The sequence below is a fragment of the Hymenobacter seoulensis genome (genome assembly GCF_054780535.1).
This window is the reverse complement of the sequence record NZ_BAAGWD010000002.1, coordinates 943,374-961,100: the sequence shown is the minus strand read 5'-3', so window position 1 is coordinate 961,100 and position 17,727 is coordinate 943,374. Positions and strand designations below refer to the sequence as shown.

The 17,727-nt window shown below is 57.0% G+C and carries 18 protein-coding genes; 6 read left to right on the top strand and 12 right to left on the bottom strand.

What is annotated here, in order from left to right; all coding sequences use genetic code 11:
* The first annotated feature begins 213 nt into the window (after window positions 1-213).
* Together ACYVHC_RS12015 and ACYVHC_RS12010 are read left to right on the top strand one after the other, a co-directional pair.
* Window positions 214-1,137, top strand: a complete 924-nt coding sequence (locus ACYVHC_RS12015) for a helix-turn-helix transcriptional regulator (RefSeq protein WP_460613951.1) — start codon at window positions 214-216, stop codon at window positions 1,135-1,137.
* A gap of 181 nt (window positions 1,138-1,318) precedes the next feature.
* Window positions 1,319-2,560, top strand: coding sequence for an MFS transporter (locus ACYVHC_RS12010; RefSeq protein WP_460613950.1), 1,242 nt, complete (start codon window positions 1,319-1,321; stop codon window positions 2,558-2,560).
* A gap of 90 nt (window positions 2,561-2,650) precedes the next feature.
* Here ACYVHC_RS12010 and rfbD read toward each other — a convergent pair whose 3' ends face one another.
* From rfbD to ACYVHC_RS11985, 5 genes are all read right to left on the bottom strand, one after another.
* Entirely contained in the window at window positions 2,651-3,508 is an 858-nt protein-coding gene (gene rfbD, locus ACYVHC_RS12005; RefSeq protein WP_460613949.1) for an SDR family oxidoreductase, read from the bottom strand.
* 112 nt (window positions 3,509-3,620) lie between these two features.
* A complete protein-coding gene (locus ACYVHC_RS12000) occupies window positions 3,621-4,553 on the bottom strand; it encodes a TIGR03915 family putative DNA repair protein (protein ID WP_460613948.1) in 933 nt (310 codons plus the stop codon).
* Window positions 4,554-4,564: 11 nt separating this feature from the next.
* On the bottom strand, window positions 4,565-5,446 hold the full coding sequence (locus ACYVHC_RS11995) for an alpha/beta fold hydrolase (protein WP_460613947.1): 882 nt from the start codon (window positions 5,444-5,446) through the stop codon (window positions 4,565-4,567).
* Between the two features lie 51 nt (window positions 5,447-5,497).
* Window positions 5,498-5,686, bottom strand: a complete 189-nt coding sequence (locus tag ACYVHC_RS11990; RefSeq protein WP_460613946.1) for a hypothetical protein — start codon at window positions 5,684-5,686, stop codon at window positions 5,498-5,500.
* 100 nt (window positions 5,687-5,786) lie between these two features.
* Window positions 5,787-7,052 (bottom strand): putative DNA modification/repair radical SAM protein, encoded by a 1,266-nt coding sequence (locus tag ACYVHC_RS11985; protein WP_460613945.1) that lies wholly within the window; start codon window positions 7,050-7,052, stop codon window positions 5,787-5,789.
* A gap of 213 nt (window positions 7,053-7,265) precedes the next feature.
* Between ACYVHC_RS11985 and ACYVHC_RS11980 the strand changes: the two genes are divergently transcribed.
* The 4 genes from ACYVHC_RS11980 to ACYVHC_RS11965 all read left to right on the top strand — a co-directional run bounded on the left by ACYVHC_RS11980 (window position 7,266) and on the right by ACYVHC_RS11965 (window position 11,646).
* Window positions 7,266-9,161 carry a BamA/TamA family outer membrane protein gene (locus ACYVHC_RS11980; protein ID WP_460613944.1) on the top strand — a complete coding sequence of 632 codons (1,896 nt, stop codon included), beginning with the start codon at window positions 7,266-7,268 and terminating at the stop codon, window positions 9,159-9,161.
* A gap of 169 nt (window positions 9,162-9,330) precedes the next feature.
* Entirely contained in the window at window positions 9,331-10,167 is an 837-nt protein-coding gene (locus ACYVHC_RS11975) for a CvfB family protein (RefSeq protein WP_460613943.1), read from the top strand.
* 180 nt (window positions 10,168-10,347) lie between these two features.
* Window positions 10,348-11,016, top strand: a complete 669-nt coding sequence (locus ACYVHC_RS11970; RefSeq protein ID WP_460613942.1) for a Rossmann-fold NAD(P)-binding domain-containing protein — start codon at window positions 10,348-10,350, stop codon at window positions 11,014-11,016.
* 60 nt (window positions 11,017-11,076) lie between these two features.
* Entirely contained in the window at window positions 11,077-11,646 is a 570-nt protein-coding gene (locus ACYVHC_RS11965; RefSeq protein WP_460613941.1) for a hypothetical protein, read from the top strand.
* Window positions 11,647-11,852: 206 nt separating this feature from the next.
* Here the strand turns inward: ACYVHC_RS11965 and ACYVHC_RS11960 are convergent, their stop codons facing one another.
* The 7 genes from ACYVHC_RS11960 to ACYVHC_RS11930 form a co-directional block, all read right to left on the bottom strand.
* The gene (locus ACYVHC_RS11960; protein ID WP_460613940.1) at window positions 11,853-12,161 is read right to left on the bottom strand and encodes a hypothetical protein; all 309 of its coding nucleotides are present in this window, start codon (window positions 12,159-12,161) and stop codon (window positions 11,853-11,855) included.
* Window positions 12,162-12,323: 162 nt separating this feature from the next.
* Entirely contained in the window at window positions 12,324-12,986 is a 663-nt protein-coding gene (locus ACYVHC_RS11955; protein WP_460613939.1) for an OmpH/Skp family outer membrane protein, read from the bottom strand.
* Window positions 12,987-13,115: 129 nt separating this feature from the next.
* A complete protein-coding gene (locus ACYVHC_RS11950; RefSeq protein WP_460613938.1) occupies window positions 13,116-14,201 on the bottom strand; it encodes a succinylglutamate desuccinylase/aspartoacylase family protein in 1,086 nt (361 codons plus the stop codon).
* A gap of 364 nt (window positions 14,202-14,565) precedes the next feature.
* A complete protein-coding gene (rimK, locus tag ACYVHC_RS11945) occupies window positions 14,566-15,507 on the bottom strand; it encodes a 30S ribosomal protein S6--L-glutamate ligase (protein ID WP_460613937.1) in 942 nt (313 codons plus the stop codon).
* Between the two features lie 80 nt (window positions 15,508-15,587).
* Window positions 15,588-16,052: an ATP-dependent zinc protease family protein gene (locus ACYVHC_RS11940; RefSeq protein ID WP_460613936.1), complete on the bottom strand. Its 465-nt coding sequence runs from the start codon at window positions 16,050-16,052 to the stop codon at window positions 15,588-15,590.
* A 118-nt stretch (window positions 16,053-16,170) separates the two neighbouring features.
* The gene (locus ACYVHC_RS11935) at window positions 16,171-17,298 is read right to left on the bottom strand and encodes a PQQ-dependent sugar dehydrogenase (RefSeq protein WP_460613935.1); all 1,128 of its coding nucleotides are present in this window, start codon (window positions 17,296-17,298) and stop codon (window positions 16,171-16,173) included.
* Between the two features lie 57 nt (window positions 17,299-17,355).
* Window positions 17,356-17,604 carry a 2TM domain-containing protein gene (locus ACYVHC_RS11930; protein ID WP_460613934.1) on the bottom strand — a complete coding sequence of 83 codons (249 nt, stop codon included), beginning with the start codon at window positions 17,602-17,604 and terminating at the stop codon, window positions 17,356-17,358.
* Between the last annotated feature and the right edge of the window lie 123 nt (window positions 17,605-17,727).

Below are 17,727 nucleotides of genomic sequence, written 5' to 3'. Positions count from 1 at the left end.
AATAGCTGTATTATTCTCTCACAAAAGCGACCTATCGTCGCAAGTTGTAACCACTCACTCACCTCAACAATAAACCTGTTTCCGCACGTACAGGTTTTGCTAGCAGATGGGCTTACTTGAGAGCCAGTTGTATGGCCGCCGCCTTAGCTTTTGTATTTTCATCAGGTACTTCGGGCTTCTTCGCCTAGCGTCTTTTCTAATTCGTTCCGCCTTATGTCGCATTTGCCCGCTCCTATAGCCCTGCGCCCCACTGAGCAGCTTACTACGCTGGTAGAAAACCGCACCGTATACTCCTTGGAAGGGTTTGAGCTGAACGTCTTCGAAACCCACCGCCAGGCGCATCAGGTGCCCCTGAGTATGGGCCACGTGGTGCTTACTACCATGTTGCGGGGCAAAAAGGTAATGCACCTATCTAACCGCCCGGCCTTCGAGTACTTGCCCGGCGAATCGGTGATAGTGGGTGAGAACGAGACGATGGTAATTGATTTCCCGGAGGCGGATGAGGCTCACCCTACCCAATGCTTGGCAGTGGCCATTCCAACGGATACCATCCGGCATACCGTGGACTTGCTCAACGAAGACTACCCCCGCGCCGAAGCCCAACTACCCTGGCACCTGGATACGAACACCTACGCCCACTTCCAGAATACGCCCGAGCTTACCAGCACGCTGGAGCGCCTCGTGCAGCTTTCCCGCGACACGGGCCGGGTGAAAGATGTGCTGGCCAACTTCACTATTCAGGAGATGCTGGTGCGCCTGATGCAAACGCAGGCCCGCCAGCTGCTTTTCCACAACTACAACCTGCACGCGGCCTCGCACCGCTTTGCCGCGGTGGTGCAGTACATCAAGCAGCACCTCACGGAGCAGATTACGGTAGAGAAGCTTTCGGAGCTGGCCTGCATGAGCAAGGCTACCTTCTTCCGGGTATTTAAGCGTGAACTGGGCCTTACGCCCGTAGAGTATATCATACAGGAGCGCCTAGCGGAGGCCAAACGCCTGCTGCGCAACCCGGTTACTACCGTAGCCGATGTGTGCTTCCGGGCTGGATTTAACAACACGGCCTACTTTCAAAAGCTCTTCAAGCAGTACGAAGGCATTACGCCGGGGCTCTACAAAAAGCAGTACGTAGCGGGCTAAGCTGCGGCATATCTGCATCTTTCATTCATCCTGTTGAGTGCGGCGGGGATGATGTTCCTAGGGTCCGTTTGGGCGCAAACCGGTACATCTTTCCAGTAAGTACCACAACCTTCCCCTTCAAAACGCTGTTACCTGAGGCCTAACCAACGGACTGCCCTGTCGCAGCCCCTTATTTCGCCTCATGACCGAAGCAGTAGCGGCTGATGTTCAGCCCGTGATAGAGGACGCTCGTCCTACTCCTCCCCTACCCTTGGCGCCGGCCCTGGTGTGGCTGATGGCCATTACCTGCGGCCTGGTGGTGGCCAATATTTATTACAACCAGCCGCTGCTAGCCGAAATCGGGCGCAGTTTCGGCCTGAGGGAAAGCCGCGTGAGCTTAGTGGCTACTATCACCCAAATTGGCTACACGCTAGGCTTGCTGTTCGTGGTACCCCTAGGCGACAAGCGCGAGCGGAAAAGTCTAATTCTGGTGATGCTGTTGTGCGCGGCGGTGTGCATGGCGGCAGCGGCCTTTGCGCCTTCGTTTGCGCTGCTGGCCGGGGCTAGTCTGCTCATTGGTATCTTCTCCTCGGTGCCGCAATTGCTGATTCCAATGGCCGCTTCGTTGGCCAGCGACGAGCAGCGTGGCCGCGTAGTAGGCAAGGTAATGAGCGGTTTGCTGATCGGGATTTTGCTTTCCCGCACCATCAGCGGGTATGTGGGCGCCCAGTTCGGCTGGCGCACTATGTTTTGGGTAGGCGCGGCCATCATGGTACTGCTCACTGGCATTCTGGCCCGCATGCTGCCCCGCAATCAGCCGCACTTTGTGGGCAGCTACGCTGGGTTGCTGAAGTCACTTGGTACGCTCACGCGCGAACTACCCGTGCTGCGCCGCTCAGCGTTGGTGGGTGCCTGCATGTTTGCCGGTTTCAGTGCCTTCTGGACTACGCTGGTATTTTTCCTGGAAAGCGACGCGTATCACTATGGCAGTGAAGTAGCGGGGCTTTTCGGGCTGATTGGGGCTAGTGGAGCTTTTGCGGCTTCCTTCGCCGGTAAATCGGCTGACCGCAAAGGCGCTGACTATGCCCTGAACCTGGGTATTGTGATGTTTCTGGGGGCTTATGTGCTACTGGCGTTTGGCGGCTACTACCTGTTGGGCCTCATTGTGGGGGTAGTGATTCTGGATGTAGGCCAGCAGATGACACACATTTCCAACCAGACCCGCATCTTCTCGCTACGGCCGGAAGCCCGCAGCCGCCTCAACACCGTGTACATGACCACCTGCTTTATCGGTGCCTCCTTAGGTTCCTTCCTGGGCGGCATCGCCTGGACTCACTTTCAGTGGCTGGGCGTGTGCGGCGTGGGCTTGGGGTTTGTCGTCGCTGCGTACCTAGTAAATCGGTTTTACGGCCGAACTGAGAGTAGTGAAGTGGAGTTGAAGTAGCGCCTATAAAAAATCAAGCTACAACTGCTCACCTGCTTCGCAGCAGATGCACAATTGTAGCTTCAATATAATCCGGTTTACTAGCCCTACTTACGCCTCTAACCGCCCGATACACACTTTCAGACTGTCGCGCCAGTACGGAATGGCAACGCCTAGCTGCGTTTTCGCTTTGGATTTATCCATCACGGAGTAAGCCGGGCGGGTGGCTTTGGTGGGGTACTCAGCGGTGCGGATAGGCAGGGTACGCACCGACACGTTGCCTAGCTCAAAAATGGCCACCGCGAAGTCGTACCAAGACGTGATGCCTTCGTTGCTGTAGTGGTAGATGCCGTACTCTTGGCTATCAGTTTCGATAATAGTTAGGATGCAGCCGGCCAGGTCGATGGCATAGGTAGGCGTGCCCGCCTGGTCCCAAATCACCTTCATTTCTTCCCGCTCGCGGCCATACTTGAGCATAGTCTTCACGAAGTTGCCTGCATATTCTGAGTAGAGCCAGCTGGTGCGCAGAATGAAATACTGCTCCGTGTGCTCCGGAATCACCTGCTCGCCTTCCAGCTTCGTGAGGCCATAGATGCTGATGGGTTCAGCGGCATCGGTTTCCACAAGCGGCGTGTTGCCGGTGCCGGCAAACACAAAATCGGTGGAAATGTGGATGAGTGTGGTACCATGCTCACCGCACAACCGGGCCAAATTGGCGGCACCGTCGCGGTTTACCTTACGGGCAATTTCCACTTCATCCTCGGCCTTATCTACGGCCGTATAGGCGGCGCAATTGATGATATAGGTCGGCTTGTATTCCGCAAAAACAGCTTGCAGCGCCTCTACATTGAGTATGTTGGCCTGCGCTTCGGGCAGAAAAACCAAGTTGGTCAGGCTACGCTCTCTTGAAACGTGTTGCAGGCACTGGCCCAATTGCCCGGAGGCTCCAAATACAAGTACGTTACCCATGAAATATGCTGCGTTGTGAGGCCCAAAAGCCGGTTCATGGGCTTGGGCTACCTAGTAGTGCTATACATCTGGCTTGCCATATACGAAGCCAGAACGCTGCAAATTAGCTTTTTCAATCCAGCTTCGGGCCACCTTCCTGCACCAGGCGCTTGTTCTTGATGGGCTCAAAACGCTGTTCACGCGGTTGTTTTTCGCTGAGGTAGCGCCAGTAACGCAGCGGCATGTGGCGGCGGTGCAGCTTCATGTTTTTGCGCTCCGGAATGTTCACGTGGTCGAAGTACGATTGCCAGAGCAACTTAAACAGCGGCTCCCGCTCATCGAGCACGGTAGCAGAAATAGCCGTATTGCGCTGCGGAGCGCTGGTTTCAAACTGCACAATGTCGGTGCGCACTAGGTCGTAATAGAGGCCATACCGGCGGCGCTGGTCAAATATAAGCCAGCGCTGGTCGGCATAGCGCTTGGTAAAGTGGGGCGCAATAAGCGGCAGCACATCGAAATCTGGGTCGATGGTAGCATGAAACAGGCCGTCGGAGGTTTTCTCGAAACGCACGAATGCTTCCATGCGATGCTTTTCGCGGTACATCTGCTGGGCAATGCTGGCCACGCGGCGCACATTATCATCGGCGTAGTTCTCCGAAATGTCGCGGCCGGCGCGCATGGCTAGGTCAGCATAGCGAAAAATCAATAGCTCCCGATCTGGCTGTTCACTCAGAAACGTATGGAACAAGCGAGTCCGTGCTTCTTTATCCATGTAGCGCAGCAGCCCTTCCCATACGCGGGCCGCCGCGGCTTCGTCGGTATCAATCTGCACGGGCTGGGCGAACAAGCCACCTTGCACGGCGCCCAGAGGCTGAATGCTGTTCGGCGCGGCCTTACGGGTATACACCTGAAATAGCACCGACAGCAAGCCCTCGAACGAGCCATCGTAGGCATAGTCCAGAGGAGGGTTCGTAAGGGCAGGTGCTGCCACGCGGGGCTGAACCGCACTACCCTTCCCGGGCAAAGCAACCTCATGGCGGGTAAGGGGGCCTAAGGAACGACTCATAGTGCGGCTTTTCAGGAAGTTGTGATGGAGGCCGGGCCTAGGAACTCCAGCAATAGGTGATTTACGCGTTCGGATTCTTCCTGATGCAGCCAATGCGTGGCTTCATCAAAGTATGTAAGCTCGGCTTGGGTGCAGTACTCCAGGCTCAGCTGAGCCAGCTCCGGCTCCAAAAAGGCATCTTTACGGCCCCACAGAATGCGCAGCGGCAGCGTAATTTTCCCTACTTGCCCTGTTTTACGGGGCGTGCGCACGGCGGCTCGGTACCAGTTAATCATGCCGGTAAGTGCGCCGGGCTGGCTCCAGGCCTGCACATAATGCTGCAAATCGGCGGTAGTGAAGGTGCCTTTTCGACTAGTGCCGCGCAACGCGCCCCGCCCAAAACGGTACTGGCGTCGGCGGAACATTTTTTCCGGAAGCCATGGCAACTGAAAAAAGAAGATGTACCAGCTTTTCAGTAGCTGCCGCGGGGTTCGGCGCAACGCCTGGCCTAGTACTGCCGGATGTGGTACATTCAGCACCACGGCACGGGTTAGCCGCTCAGGATGGTTGGCAGCCAGCCACCAGGTTACGGCCGCGCCCCAGTCGTGCCCAATAATGGCCGCCTTCTGGTGGCCGGCCGCGTCCATCAAACCCAGAATGTCGGCCCCCAGCTTGCTCATCTGATAGTCGGCAATGCGCGTGGGCTTGTCGCTGAAATTATAGCCCCGCTGATCAGGAGCCCACACTCGAAACCCGGCTGCTGCCAGCACTTCTATCTGGTGCCGCCAGCCGTACCAAAACTCCGGAAAGCCGTGCAACAGCAACACCAACGGACCATCCGAGGGCCCGCATTGCGCCACATGCAGCGTAATGCCGTTGGTTTGGACGTGTTGGAAATCAAGTTCGTAGGCCATAGAGCACTACTACCCCGCTAGGCGCGCTGAGGTTGCAGCGAAGCCCTTGTACTAGGCTGCCTCGGAGCGTGAAGTGGCACGGGCAACTCTTGTGCTGGCGGCTTCGCGGTGCAATTGCTGCACAATGGGCAGCAACTCCGAGAGCTTGCAGCAGCACGCCATCCGGGCCACTTTCACGGGTTTCGAAGAGTTGGAAGCAGCGGCCGACGCGTCGGCAGGGGCGCGATGTGAAATAGTCATGTCAGGGAGAAGTTATAGATGGGGTGTTTAAGCAGTTTGGGCAAAAAATCAGGTAAGCACTTCTGTCAACGCACTAAAAACCAACCACCTTAACAACTACTCAGGATGCCTGGGCAAACAAATCGAGCTGCTGCGTAACCAGCGCCGACCGTACCGAGCCAGCCCCAAACAGGATCTGGCGCCGGATGGTCTGCTCATCATAGTCGCGCTTTTCTAGAGCTTGGCCGCGGCAGGTAAGGAAGAATTTAGCGCGCTTGAGCACTACCCCAAACTTGTGCAGGTGGTCGAGCGTAATGGGCGAGAAACGGCGGGCAGCCACAATACGCTTAGCTGAGCGAGCTCCCACGCCCGGAATGCGTAGTATCATCTCGTAGTCAGCGGTGTTTACATCAACCGGGAAGGCATGGCGGTTGCGCAGCGCCCAGGCCAGCTTAGGGTCAATTTCCAGATCGAGGAATGGGTGCGCGGGGTCCAGAATTTCGTCAGCCTCAAACCCGTAGAAGCGCATCAGCCAGTCCGTCTGGTAGAGGCGGTGCTCCCGAATAAGCGGCGGCTGCGTTACCTGCGGCAGGCGGGCGTCGTCGGTTACCGGAATGTAGCCGGAGTAGTACACGCGTTTCAGGCCATAGCCTTTATAGAGCGAGTCAGTGAGGCTGATAATCTGCAGGTCATTTTCGGCGGAGGCGCCCACAATCAGCTGTGTGCTCTGGCCGGCCGTGGCAAACTGCGGCACTTTCTTGAACAGGGCCTTCTCCTCTTTATTCTGCTGAATGCCGTCCCGAATCTGAGCCATCGGCGTCAGGATTTCCTCGTAGTTCTTTTCCGGCGCGAGGTTTTGCAAGCTCATTTCAGAGGGCAGCTCAATGTTCACGCTCAGGCGGTCGGCATACAGGCCAGCTTCCTGAATCAGCTCTTCCGAAGCGCCCGGAATGGCTTTCACATGGATGTAACCATTGAACTTGTGCTCGGTGCGCAGCTTCTTGATGATGCGCACCAAACGCTCCATCGTGTAGTCGGGCGAGGAGAAGATACCAGAGCTCAGAAACAGCCCTTCGATGTAGTTCCGGCGGTAGAAGTTCATGGTCAGGTCCACTACTTCATCCACGGTGAATGCGGCGCGCTTCACATCATTCGAGCGGCGCGACACACAATAGGCACAGTCGAAGATGCAATGATTGGTGAGCAAGATCTTCAGAAGGCTCACGCAACGGCCATCTTCAGTATAGCTATGGCAGATGCCCATGCCCTCGGCGTTGCCCAAGCCACGGTTTTCATTTTTGCGCTTACCACCGCTGCTGGAGCACGAAACATCGTACTTCGCGGCATCTGCCAAAATATTTAGCTTTTCCTGGATTCGCTCGTTCATCGGGGCCGTATCTGGGCTTAAAAATAGAAGCTTATGCGTAAATACGCAATAGTATGAAAGGCTAATTTTTTTGGAATTGTTCCCTTGACACCGACTTTTATCTGAAGTATCGTTAGTAAAGCCTGAAGCCTAGTTTACTAGGCACAAGCCCAACTTAAACCGGCGCGAAATGCATTTGCGCTGTATCTTGCCAAGGCTGGTTTTGCCTAAAATATGAAGTATGTAGTGTGGCTTGGGGTAGTAATGCTAGGGTTCGGCCTTGCTGTACCTGCCCGGTCCCAAACTACCCCACCCGATACTGCCCGCGTCTCCAAAACTGCTCCGGACTCGCTGCGCCGACGCTTTGACCAAGAGCGGATGCTGAATGGCTTGAAGGCCTACGCCAAGCGCAAAACCATTGCCGGTAAGGCCGTTTCGGCGCTATTCAACTTTACTGAGCGCAGCGAAGACCGCATTGGCCTAGATGTTACGCTGCTCGATAGGCAATTCGACCGGCACAACTACAAAGTAATCCGCAAGATTGATATCCGGACGCTGGATGCTTTCGGCTTCAGCATCTCAGACTCCACCCGGATTCCGCGCAACATTCTGGAGAAAACCGGCAATACATTCCACATCAAAACCTCCAAGGCGCGGGTGCGGCAGGTGCTGCTGTTTCGGGAAGGTGAAGAGTTGGAGCCCCAGGATCTGGCCGAATCAGAACGTTTGCTGCGCCAAACCAGCGAGTTGCTGGATGCCCGCGTGTTCGTGAATGAGCGCACTAGCACCGCCGACAGCGTGGATGTGCAGGTGATAACCAAGGATGTATTTAGCCTCAGTGGCACGTTTCAGCTTCGGGATGTGGGAGCCGGCGTTATTGGCGTGCGCGACGTGAACTTCCTAGGGCTGGGCCACCAGTTCCGGAACCGCTACGAGTACGGCCGCAGCGATGATGGGCCCGGCACCAAACCCTGGCGTTACGAGGGCAGCTACCTGGTTCCGTTTCGCAACTTCGTGTACGGGCAAGCGCGCTACCTCAACGGTACGCGCAACGAGGAAGCCAGCCTCGGCTTCGCCCGCGACTTCTTTTCCATTAATACACGCTACGCCGGCGCCGTAAACTACAGCTACTTCAACCGCATCATCACCACCGATGGGGAAGGCACCGAGGAAAAGCCGTTTGTATTCACCCCACAGCGCTTCAACATTATGGATGTGTGGGCCGGCCGGGCCCTGCGCATGAAAAGCTACGACCTGGGCTACGAAAACCCCGGCCGCTTTATCGTTTCGGGCCGCGTCATCCGGACCTCGTATGAGCAGAAGGCCTACCCCGAGGACCTGACGGCCAACCTGCTGCTGGGCACTTTCGGCTACAGTGTACGGCGCTACTATAAAGACAAGTATCTGTTTGGCTTTGGCCGCACCGAGGACATTCCGACCGGCACGCTGGTGAGCCTTACCAGCGGCTATGAGTTTAATGAGGCCCGTAACCGCCGCTACTACAGCTTCCGGCTGGCGTATGCGGGCTACCATCCGCAACGGGGCTACCTGTATCTGAACGGCGAAGTGGGCACCTTTGTGCGGAACCGTGGCAACGACTGGCAACAGGGCCTGATTGCTGGTGAGCTGCTCTACTTCACGCGCTTGTACCACACGGGCAACTACCAGTGGCGCCATTTTTTCTGGCAGCGCAGCAGCATCGGGCTTAACCGCCGGCCCGGCGAGCAGCTTCTGAGCATTGCCGGCGAGCGAGGTCTGCGCGGGTTCCGGCCCGACGGGCTGCTAGCCGGCACCAGCCGCGTAACCTTCAACTACGAAGCCACCCTGTTCACCCCGGTTTCCTTTCTGGGCTTCCGGATGGCTGGTATTGCCTTTGCCGATGTGGCTTGGCTGAACGCACGCACTCCTAATCGGCCACTTCCCTTCTTCGAGGCGCCGTACACGGGTTTTGGCTTGGGCTTGCGCTTCCGCAACGAATACGCGGCCCTGCGCACCTTTCAGATTTCGTTTGGCTTTTACCCCCGCGGCATGAGCGCGCCCAACGGCATCCGTATTTTCGAAAACTCCCGGCCCTACTACGACTTCAGCGACTTTAGCTTTGCCCAGCCTAGCGTGCTGGTCTATCAGTAAACACTAGCTCGTCTCGCTGATCAAACCGCACACTTTAGAAGCTAGAAAGGGCTAGTACCTGAGAGTTTGCGCCGAGAATAACCCTGCAACTTGCCCGGCACGTACCTTTGCCTACCAACCATGTGCTGCGCTCTTCGCAGCCGGGTCCGCAACAACAATCGGCAAGCGTATGCAACTAGGTGATTTCAACGAACTGGAGGTAGCCCGCGAGGTAGACTTCGGCATGTATCTGACTTCCGACGACGGCGACCTGCTGCTGCCGCGCAAGTATATTCCGGCCGGCACCCAGATTGGCGACATGGTGCGCGTGTTTGTGTACCGCGACTCCGAAGACCGCCTGATTGCCACCAACTTGGAGCCCTACGTGCGGGTGGGCCAGTTTGCCGCGCTTACCGTGCGCGACGTAACGCCTACCGGCGCCTTTCTCGATTGGGGCCTGGAGAAAGACCTGCTTCTACCTTACCGCAACCTACGCCGCTCGCTCCGTCCCGGCGACCGGGCCACCGTGTTTGTGTACCTCGATGAAACTTCTGACCGCATTGTGGCCTCGGCCAAGTGGGAGTGGTTTCTCAGCGACCAGCCCTACCCCGGCAAAGAAGGCGACACGGCCGAGCTGTTTGTGGCCGAAGAAACCGACATGGGCTACAAAGTAATTGTGGACGGTACCCACCAGGGGTTGCTTTACCATAATGAAGTGTTCAAGCCCCTGCGGCTCGGCGATGTGCACACCGGCTACGTGCGGCAGGTGCGCCCCGATGGCAAGCTCGACCTAAGCCTGCAACGCCAAGGTTACGACGAAGCCGTGGCTGCTTCTGAAACGCTGCTGGAAGCCTTACGCAAAGCCGGCGGAACCCTACCCCTAGGCGATAAAAGCGAGCCAGACGACATCTACCGCCGCCTGGGCATGAGCAAAAAGGTGTTCAAGAAAGCGCTAGGCACCTTGTATAAGCAAGGCCTCGTACGCCTGGAGCCTGAGCACACACACTTGGTAGAGCCGGCCAAGTAACCGGTTTGGCGCAGAAAGGTGCCTAGGGGCCACAGGCCTTCAAGCAAGATGCTTTCTGTGCTTACAGGCAACGGACAGAAGCATGTTGGCATCTACTAGCTAGCTGCTGTACATGTGTAGCCTTCGTAGCGAGGCTGGGCAGCAAGCTTTGCCTAGTACGTTCCTGCTTTTCACTTCCTGATGCAAAAGACCGCCCTCATTGCCGGTGCCAGTGGTCTGGTAGGTAGCCAGCTGCTGCCCCTGCTGCTAGCTTCCGAGCGCTACAACCGCGTTATAGCAGTGGGCCGGCGCCCTTTGCCGATGGTACACCCTAAGCTGGAGCAGCGCATCGTTAGGTTTGAGCAGCTGGAAGAGCACCGGCTGCAGCTTATTGCCGATGACGTGTTTTGCTGCCTAGGCACTACGCTGCGCCAAGCTGGCTCCAAGGAAGCATTTTACGCTGTAGATTTCCTGTATGTAGTAAAGCTGGCGGCCCTGACGGCAGCTAATTTTGCGGCGCAGCTGCTGGTGGTTTCGGCTATGGGCGCTAAGGCCTCCTCGGGCTTCTACTATAACCGCGTGAAGGGCGAGATGGAAGAGGCCGTACGGCAGGCGCCGTTTCGGGCCATCCATTTCTTTCGGCCTTCTCTGCTGCTTGGCGACCGCCCCGAAAAGCGCGCAGGCGAGCAGGTAGCTGGTGTGCTGCTGAGCTTGGTAAAGCCCGCGCTACTAGGCCCGCTGCGCCATTACCGGGCTATTGAGGCAGCCACAGTGGCGCGGGCCATGCTGCGCGCCGCTGCCACCGATGAGAGCGGCCTGCACGTTCACCTATCAAGTACCATAGAAAAGGAAGGCCGCGAGAGGCTGTAATTATCGAAGGCAAGTTGTACTTTTGCCGGAAGCATACGTTTTACATTCTTCCTTTTCCGCATGAAGTGTCTGGTTTTTGGCTTGATGACCCTTGGGTTGTTGGCTGGTAGTGAAGGGGTCCAAGCTCAGAGTAAAAAGAAAGGCGGCGGCGGTGGTGCCGGCTACCAAACGGCTATTGGCCTGCGCGGCGGCGGCTGGTCATCGGGCCTGACGGTCAAGCACTTCTTGAGCGGCAAGAACAATGTGGCCGTGGAAGGCCTGCTTACCCGCGAGTATGCTGCCCGCGGCGGACGCCTGACCTTATTGCTGGAAAAACACCTGCCCGTTTCTGACTTTAAAGGCTTGCAGTTTTACTACGGCGCCGGGGCCCATGTTGGCTCTTACCAAGGCCGCTACTACTTCACCGATGGGCGTTTCCGCCGGGGCAAAGACAAGTATTACTACTCGAGCTACTACTACGACGACAAAAACTACATCGTAGCCGGCGCCGACCTGATTCTGGGTCTGGAGTACAAAATGGCCGACCTGCCCTTCACCGTTGGCGTCGATTACAAGCCATTTTTCGAGGTGTTTGATGGCTACACCGGCTTCTATAACGATGCCGCTTTCAGCCTGCGCTTCGCCTTCTAGTAAAAACTACTAGCTACTTGAAAGCCAAAAGCCCGGTTTCACATTAAGTGAGACCGGGCTTTTGGCTTTCAGAAACGAGTGGCAGCGCTATGTTCCCACTTGCGCTCTATCTGTTTGAGCTGAAATCTACTAGCCCCTTTAAGCATCTAAACCCACCCGGACTACAAATGGGGCTTGTGGGTACTAGGCAACACGTGAGGCCAAACCTACCAAATGCCACCCGGCCGCATTCGGCCATAAGGGCGCGGAGCAGGCACTACCACATCGCGGCGGCGCGGCTCTACCACCACTACCCTGGCTGGGCGCGGCCTATAATAGGGCCGGTAGTAGGGCCGCCGGTACCCCCGATAGTATGGGCGATAAAGCGGGCGAGGCGGCGGATACCCATAGTAAGGCCCCGGAGGCGGACCTACCACCACCGCCGGCTGCGCGCTCGTAACGCAACTAGACAGAGAAGCCGACAAAGCCAGAAAGGCCACCAGAAACAGAACCGGATACTTCATAAGCTTTTTCATAGCAAGCAGGTAAATGGGCGCCAAATGTGGGCCGTGTTTCTGTTAGATTACAACAGAGCTGCAAGGTTTAACGACATGCTATGGCGCGAGTTATAACGCAAATCGCCGGCTTTTCCTTCAGGGAAAAGCCGGCGATTTGCTACTTCGGTAGCGTAAGGCTGGTTACTTTTTGCTGTTCCGGTATTCGTCGTTGAGGCGCTTGAGCACCGTATTGGTAATGTCGAGGTCTTTGCGGCCGTAGGCGATGGTGCCACTCGGCGCCGCAATCAGAATCAGGCGGTAGCCGTTGTCTTTGCCGTATTTCTCAATTTGCTTATTAATGCGCTCCAGTACTTGCTGGGTCATTTTCATTTCCTCTTCCTGGGCCTGGCGCTGCAGTTTTTCCTGCTCCTGGGCCACCTTCATCTGGCGGGCCTGCAGTTGCTGCTCGGTGGTAGCACGCTGCTCCTGGGTCATGCCCTCAGCTTTCTGCTGGTACTGCTGCACGGCCGTCTGGAAGCCTTGCACCAGTGTCTGGTTTTGCGTTTCCCAGCGGCGGGCTTTGGCTTCGAAATTCTTGCGGGCATCCTTCATGCCCTGGTAGCCATCCAGCAGCTTCCCTGACTCTACGTAGGCTACTTTGTTGGTATCGGCTACAGCAGCTACTGGCTTGCTAGGCTCCTCTTCCGCTTCAACCGCTGCAGTGGCAGTTGAGTCAGGGGTTTGCACAGCGGCTACTGGCTTTTTGGCGATTACGGTAGGTTTGCTGGCAAAGTGCAGATAGAACAGCACCACTATGGCCAGGCCCAATACGATATTAATGACTAGCTGAAGAGAGTTTTTCATTGGGTAAATCAGGAAGAGAGCCGCAGATGGCCCGGCAAAGAAACGCAAAAACTGTCAGTAGCCGCGGCAAGCGCAGCTACCTTTCGCCGGCATGACTTCGCGCTAAGTACTGGCTACGGTTGAGGTGTGCTACATCAGCTCTTCTTCGCCTGCTTCTTCGTCTTCCTCCGTTTCCGTATCAATCGGGCCCATGGGCTTTTCATCGAAGGGCACTGCCAAGTCGGCCCGACTGGGGTTGAAATCGGTGCGGCCTACGTGCACAAGGGCATCACCTTGGTTTACCACGGGCATATGGTTGAGGCCAATGATATAGCCTGCTACCGGCGACTCCAGCCGCACGGAGTTTTCGCCGTACGGATCGGCTACGGTCCCGAACACCTGGCCCTTTTCAATGTACTGCCCTAGGTGCACCAAACTGCGAAACAGGCCGGCATACTTGGCGCGCAACCAGGTAGAGCGCATACACACTACCGACTCCTGCGGCGCGGGCTCGGCCTCCGGCACCATCCCCAAAAAGTGCAGCACCCGAAACGTACCCGCAATACCCAGGTCAATACCCGCTTCATCCAGCCGCAACGACTCGCCGGTTTCATACACAATAATGCGCCGCTCTTGCTGCATAGCGGTTTCGCGCAGCGAGCCGGCGCGCAGGCCCGCGTGCAGCGTAAAGGGGGCAGCAAATGCTTCAGCCATGGCGTCGGTCATGGCATCTTGGTGCAGCAGGCACCGGATTTGGGAGATGTTGGCTCGGGCTGCTCCCCCCGTATGAAAATCAATGCCGTAATCAATGAGAGGCATGATTTCGCGCATGAAGCGGGCGGCTACGCGGCTGGCCAACGAGCCGCGCGGGTTGCCCGGAAAGGAGCGGTTTACGTCTTTGCCGTCGGGCACCTCACGCGAGAAGTTCAGAAACCCGTAAATATTGAGAATAGGAATAGCAATGATGGTGCCTCGCGTAGGGTGCAGCATTTTGCGCCGGATCATGCGCCGAATAATTTCAATGCCATTTACTTCGTCGCCGTGCAGGCCCGCCATCAGCAGCACCGTGGGGCCGGGCTCCAGGGCCCGAAATACGTACACGGGAATGTCGATAACGGTGCCGGAAGGAAGCCGCGAAATCACGAGCCGCGTGAGCACCTGCTGGCCCGGCGCAATGGTCAGGCCGTTTAAACACAGACTTTCATCAGGAGCAGCAGGCGGCGGGAGTTCAGACACAGAGCAAGGCGGTGAGACCGGCAGCAACCGCCGCCAGCCAGGTGAAATAAGTACAGAACGCTGCCCAACCACCAGTAGTTATATCCGGCGCGGGGTACTAGCCTCCGTTACGGGCTAAAGCGTACGCCCGGCTTCCTGGTTTCCATCCGTGCACCCCGTTGCTGTCCCTGCCCTGAAAACGTCAGATGCCCTGCGCCCACTCTTGCCCGACACTGCGGAAGATAGAGAATGCCCGGCACATTCTGGCCGTTATGGGCGAAAGCCCATAACGGTTTGCCTGGGTTTGAGGGGTAGTAAATGCACTACGGCCCACTTGCCAATTGGCAGGTGGGCCGTAGTGCAGAACAGTAGCTCAGGGCTCTACTTAATCAGCTTGGGTATCGGGCATGCCGCCGGGGGCAGCAGCTTTGGTGGTCTTTTTGGGCTTTTTCTTATGCGACAACTGCTCAGTGTACTCAATGATTTTGCCGGCAATGTTAAGGCCCGTGGCTTTTTCAATGCCTTCCAGACCCGGCGAGGAGTTTACTTCCAGCACCAGCGGACCGCGCTTGCTCTGAAGCATATCTACGCCAGCAATACCGAGGCCGAGGGCTTTGGTGGCCAGCAAGGCAGCGGCTTTCTCGGCGCGGGTAAGCTTTACTAGGGTACCAGAGCCGCCGCGGTGCAGGTTCGAGCGAAACTCGCCTTCCTTGCCCTGGCGCTTCATGGCGCCTACTACCTCACCATTTACCACAAAGGCCCGCAAATCGGCACCTTTGCTTTCAGCAATGAATTCCTGCACAATAATGCGAGCCTTCAGATTATGAAACGCTTCAATAACCGATTGCGCCGCTTTCGCCGACTCCGCTAGCACCACGCCTAGGCCCTGCGTGCCCTCCAGCAGCTTGATGATAACGGGGGCGCCGCCTACCTGCTGAATCATTTCGGCTACTTCATCTGAGTAGTTGGTAAAGGCGGTTTTGGGCATACCTACCCCAGCCCGCGCCAGAATTTGCATGGAGCGGAGCTTGTCGCGGCTGCGCACAATGGCCTGGCTTTCCACGGCCGTGCGAACCTTCATCATTTCAAACTGACGCACCACAGCGCAGCCATAAAACGTAACGGAAGCGCCAATACGCGGGATAATGGCATCGAAGCCTTCTAGGCGCTGGCCTTGGTAAATAATACCAGGCTGACCTTTCTCCAGCACCAGATTGCAATGCAAATGGTCTAGTACCACGGCCTCGTGGCCACGCTGCTCGGCAGCTTCTACAAGTCGCTTGGTAGAATATAGCTTCGGCTCGCGCGATAGAATCGCCAGTTTCATCGGATGCAGGGTACGTATGAGAGATAAAGAGCAGAAGCCTGCCACAAAGATAGGCGACACGGTTGGCAAGCCCGACGGGGCTAGCGAGTAGTAGGCTGGTTTTTGTACGAGAGGTTGCGCCGCGCCACATCTACCACCAACCGCGCCTCGCGCAGCAAAACCCGGCCTATCAGTACGGGATATTTCATGTCGGAGCGGTCAGACAACGAAAATTCGGTAATAAAATCTTCGCCGAACAACCGAATGGCGGCCCGAATCACGTAGCGCTCTTGCACTTCGCCATTGGAGCTCTTAATATCGCGCAGGCCAAACTCATCAAACTGCATAGGCGAGCCATCGAAGTTTGGGTGCGACGGATCCAGAAGCTGCACGTGCAGGCGTTGCCGCCCGTCGGCAAAGGTTTCCACGTGAATATTGGAGCAGTGAATAGCGGCGGTATAGGCCCCGGTATCTACCTTGGCCTCTACCCCCCAGAGCTGAAAATCCGGAAAATCTACCAGTTCCCGCCGACCGACCATTCGCTTGGGCACGCGCTGTGTTTTCATGGCTGGCAAGATAGCAGGTGACATGGTAAGACGGCCTGGTAACTCAGGAAAGGACAAAATAAAAGAACGCCATGCCGGCCAAAGCCCCTGCATGACGTTCTTTTTAGGTTTTCAGTAGCTAGCCTTTGTAGCTGATGCGGTACACGGCATCGTTCTGGTCGTCGGAAACCAGCAGTGAGCCATCAGGCAGCACGAGCAGGCACACAGGGCGGCCCCAGGGCGTCTGGCCTTGCAGCCAGCCTTCCGCAAAGGTTTCGTAGCTCTTGGCCTGCTTGCCAGTAGCATCGAGGCGCACGAGGCTGATGCGGTACCCGATTTTGTTGCTGCGGTTCCAGGAGCCGTGCTCCGGAATAAAAATCTGGTTGCGGTACTGGGCCGGGAACTGCTTGCCGGTATAGAACTTCATACCCAGCGCGGCTACGTGCGGCCCCAGCTTGCGGGCCGGCTTCACATATGTATCGGCCGACTTGCCTTTGCTGAACTCCGGATCAGCCACATCGCCGGCGAAAAAGTACGGAAAGCCAAAGTGCTGGCCTGGGCCGGCAGCGCGGTTTAACTCATCAGCCGGCAGGTTGTCGCCGAGTTTGTCGCGGCCATTATCGGTAAACCACATGGCTTTGTCCTGGGGGCTCCAGTCGAAGCCCACAGTGTTGCGCACACCATAGGCAAAGGTTTCGAGGCCCGTACCGTCGGCATTCATGCGGTTGATGGTGGCGAAAATGGGTTCTTCGGGCAGGCAGCTGTTGCAAGGCGCCCCCACAGGCACGTACAGCTTGCCATCGGGCCCGAAGGCAATGTAGCGGTAGCCGTGCCACTCTTTGCTAGGCAGCGTACCAATCACAACCGGCTTGGGCTTCTGCTTGAGCCTAGTAGCAATGTTGTCGTAGCGGATAATGCGGTTGATTTCGCCTACGTACAGCGCGCCGTTGCGCACGGCTACCCCGTTGGGCGCATTCAGGCCCGTAGCTACGGTCACTACCTCATCGGCGCGGCCGTCTTTGTTGCGGTCGGGCAGGGCAAACACTTTGTCGTCTTTGGTGCCCACGTACACGGTGCCATCAGGCCCCACAGCCAGCTCCCGGGCACTTTTCACACCCTTGGCGAAGTAGCTGATGGTGAAGCCAGCCGGCAGCTTTATTTTGCTCAGGTTTGCATCCGGGGCCACAGCGGCCGGGGTTTCGGGCATAGAGGCAGCTAGGGCCAGCGGAGCCAGCGCGAGCAGCGGAAGAAAGTAGCGGGTTTTCATACTGCCACTAACCCAGAGCGCCGCCGGAAGGTTGCAGCTACTAGCCCCGGGCCGGGGCTAAACCCGGTCGGCGCGCTGCCGCACCAGTCGCTCATACTCCCGCTCCGAGAGTTGCGTCCGCCCTAGGCTGCCATACGTGCCAAACCCCTGAATAGCCACGCCTATGCCCCAGAACACGGTTGACCACACAGGCCAAGGGAGCGGCGTGCCTGGGCGCCCGGTCAGCAGCCATATCGTCCAGAGCAGGGCATTTACGGTAACGTAGGTAAACAGGTGTGATTTGAATTTGGCACGCTGTTTTGCCATCCGCCATAGTTGAGGGTCACGCTGCGAGGCTTCCATGGTTGAGTAGGGTTGCGGTTGATGGATAGCCAAACATATACAGTTCATTAGCATACACAAATTCATATATACCCGAACGGTATAAAT

Coding starts and splice junctions, on each gene's coding strand:
- ACYVHC_RS12015 (WP_460613951.1), top strand. CDS start 214: ATGTCGCATTTGCCCGCTCCTATAGCCCTGCGCCCCACTGAGCAGCTT.
- ACYVHC_RS12010 (WP_460613950.1), top strand. CDS start 1,319: ATGACCGAAGCAGTAGCGGCTGATGTTCAGCCCGTGATAGAGGACGCT.
- rfbD (WP_460613949.1), bottom strand. CDS start 3,508: ATGGGTAACGTACTTGTATTTGGAGCCTCCGGGCAATTGGGCCAGTGC.
- ACYVHC_RS12000 (WP_460613948.1), bottom strand. CDS start 4,553: ATGAGTCGTTCCTTAGGCCCCCTTACCCGCCATGAGGTTGCTTTGCCC.
- ACYVHC_RS11995 (WP_460613947.1), bottom strand. CDS start 5,446: ATGGCCTACGAACTTGATTTCCAACACGTCCAAACCAACGGCATTACG.
- ACYVHC_RS11990 (WP_460613946.1), bottom strand. CDS start 5,686: ATGACTATTTCACATCGCGCCCCTGCCGACGCGTCGGCCGCTGCTTCC.
- ACYVHC_RS11985 (WP_460613945.1), bottom strand. CDS start 7,052: ATGAACGAGCGAATCCAGGAAAAGCTAAATATTTTGGCAGATGCCGCG.
- ACYVHC_RS11980 (WP_460613944.1), top strand. CDS start 7,266: ATGAAGTATGTAGTGTGGCTTGGGGTAGTAATGCTAGGGTTCGGCCTT.
- ACYVHC_RS11975 (WP_460613943.1), top strand. CDS start 9,331: ATGCAACTAGGTGATTTCAACGAACTGGAGGTAGCCCGCGAGGTAGAC.
- ACYVHC_RS11970 (WP_460613942.1), top strand. CDS start 10,348: ATGCAAAAGACCGCCCTCATTGCCGGTGCCAGTGGTCTGGTAGGTAGC.
- ACYVHC_RS11965 (WP_460613941.1), top strand. CDS start 11,077: ATGAAGTGTCTGGTTTTTGGCTTGATGACCCTTGGGTTGTTGGCTGGT.
- ACYVHC_RS11960 (WP_460613940.1), bottom strand. CDS start 12,161: ATGAAAAAGCTTATGAAGTATCCGGTTCTGTTTCTGGTGGCCTTTCTG.
- ACYVHC_RS11955 (WP_460613939.1), bottom strand. CDS start 12,986: ATGAAAAACTCTCTTCAGCTAGTCATTAATATCGTATTGGGCCTGGCC.
- rimK (WP_460613937.1), bottom strand. CDS start 15,507: ATGAAACTGGCGATTCTATCGCGCGAGCCGAAGCTATATTCTACCAAG.
- ACYVHC_RS11940 (WP_460613936.1), bottom strand. CDS start 16,052: ATGAAAACACAGCGCGTGCCCAAGCGAATGGTCGGTCGGCGGGAACTG.
- ACYVHC_RS11935 (WP_460613935.1), bottom strand. CDS start 17,298: ATGAAAACCCGCTACTTTCTTCCGCTGCTCGCGCTGGCTCCGCTGGCC.
- ACYVHC_RS11930 (WP_460613934.1), bottom strand. CDS start 17,604: ATGGCAAAACAGCGTGCCAAATTCAAATCACACCTGTTTACCTACGTT.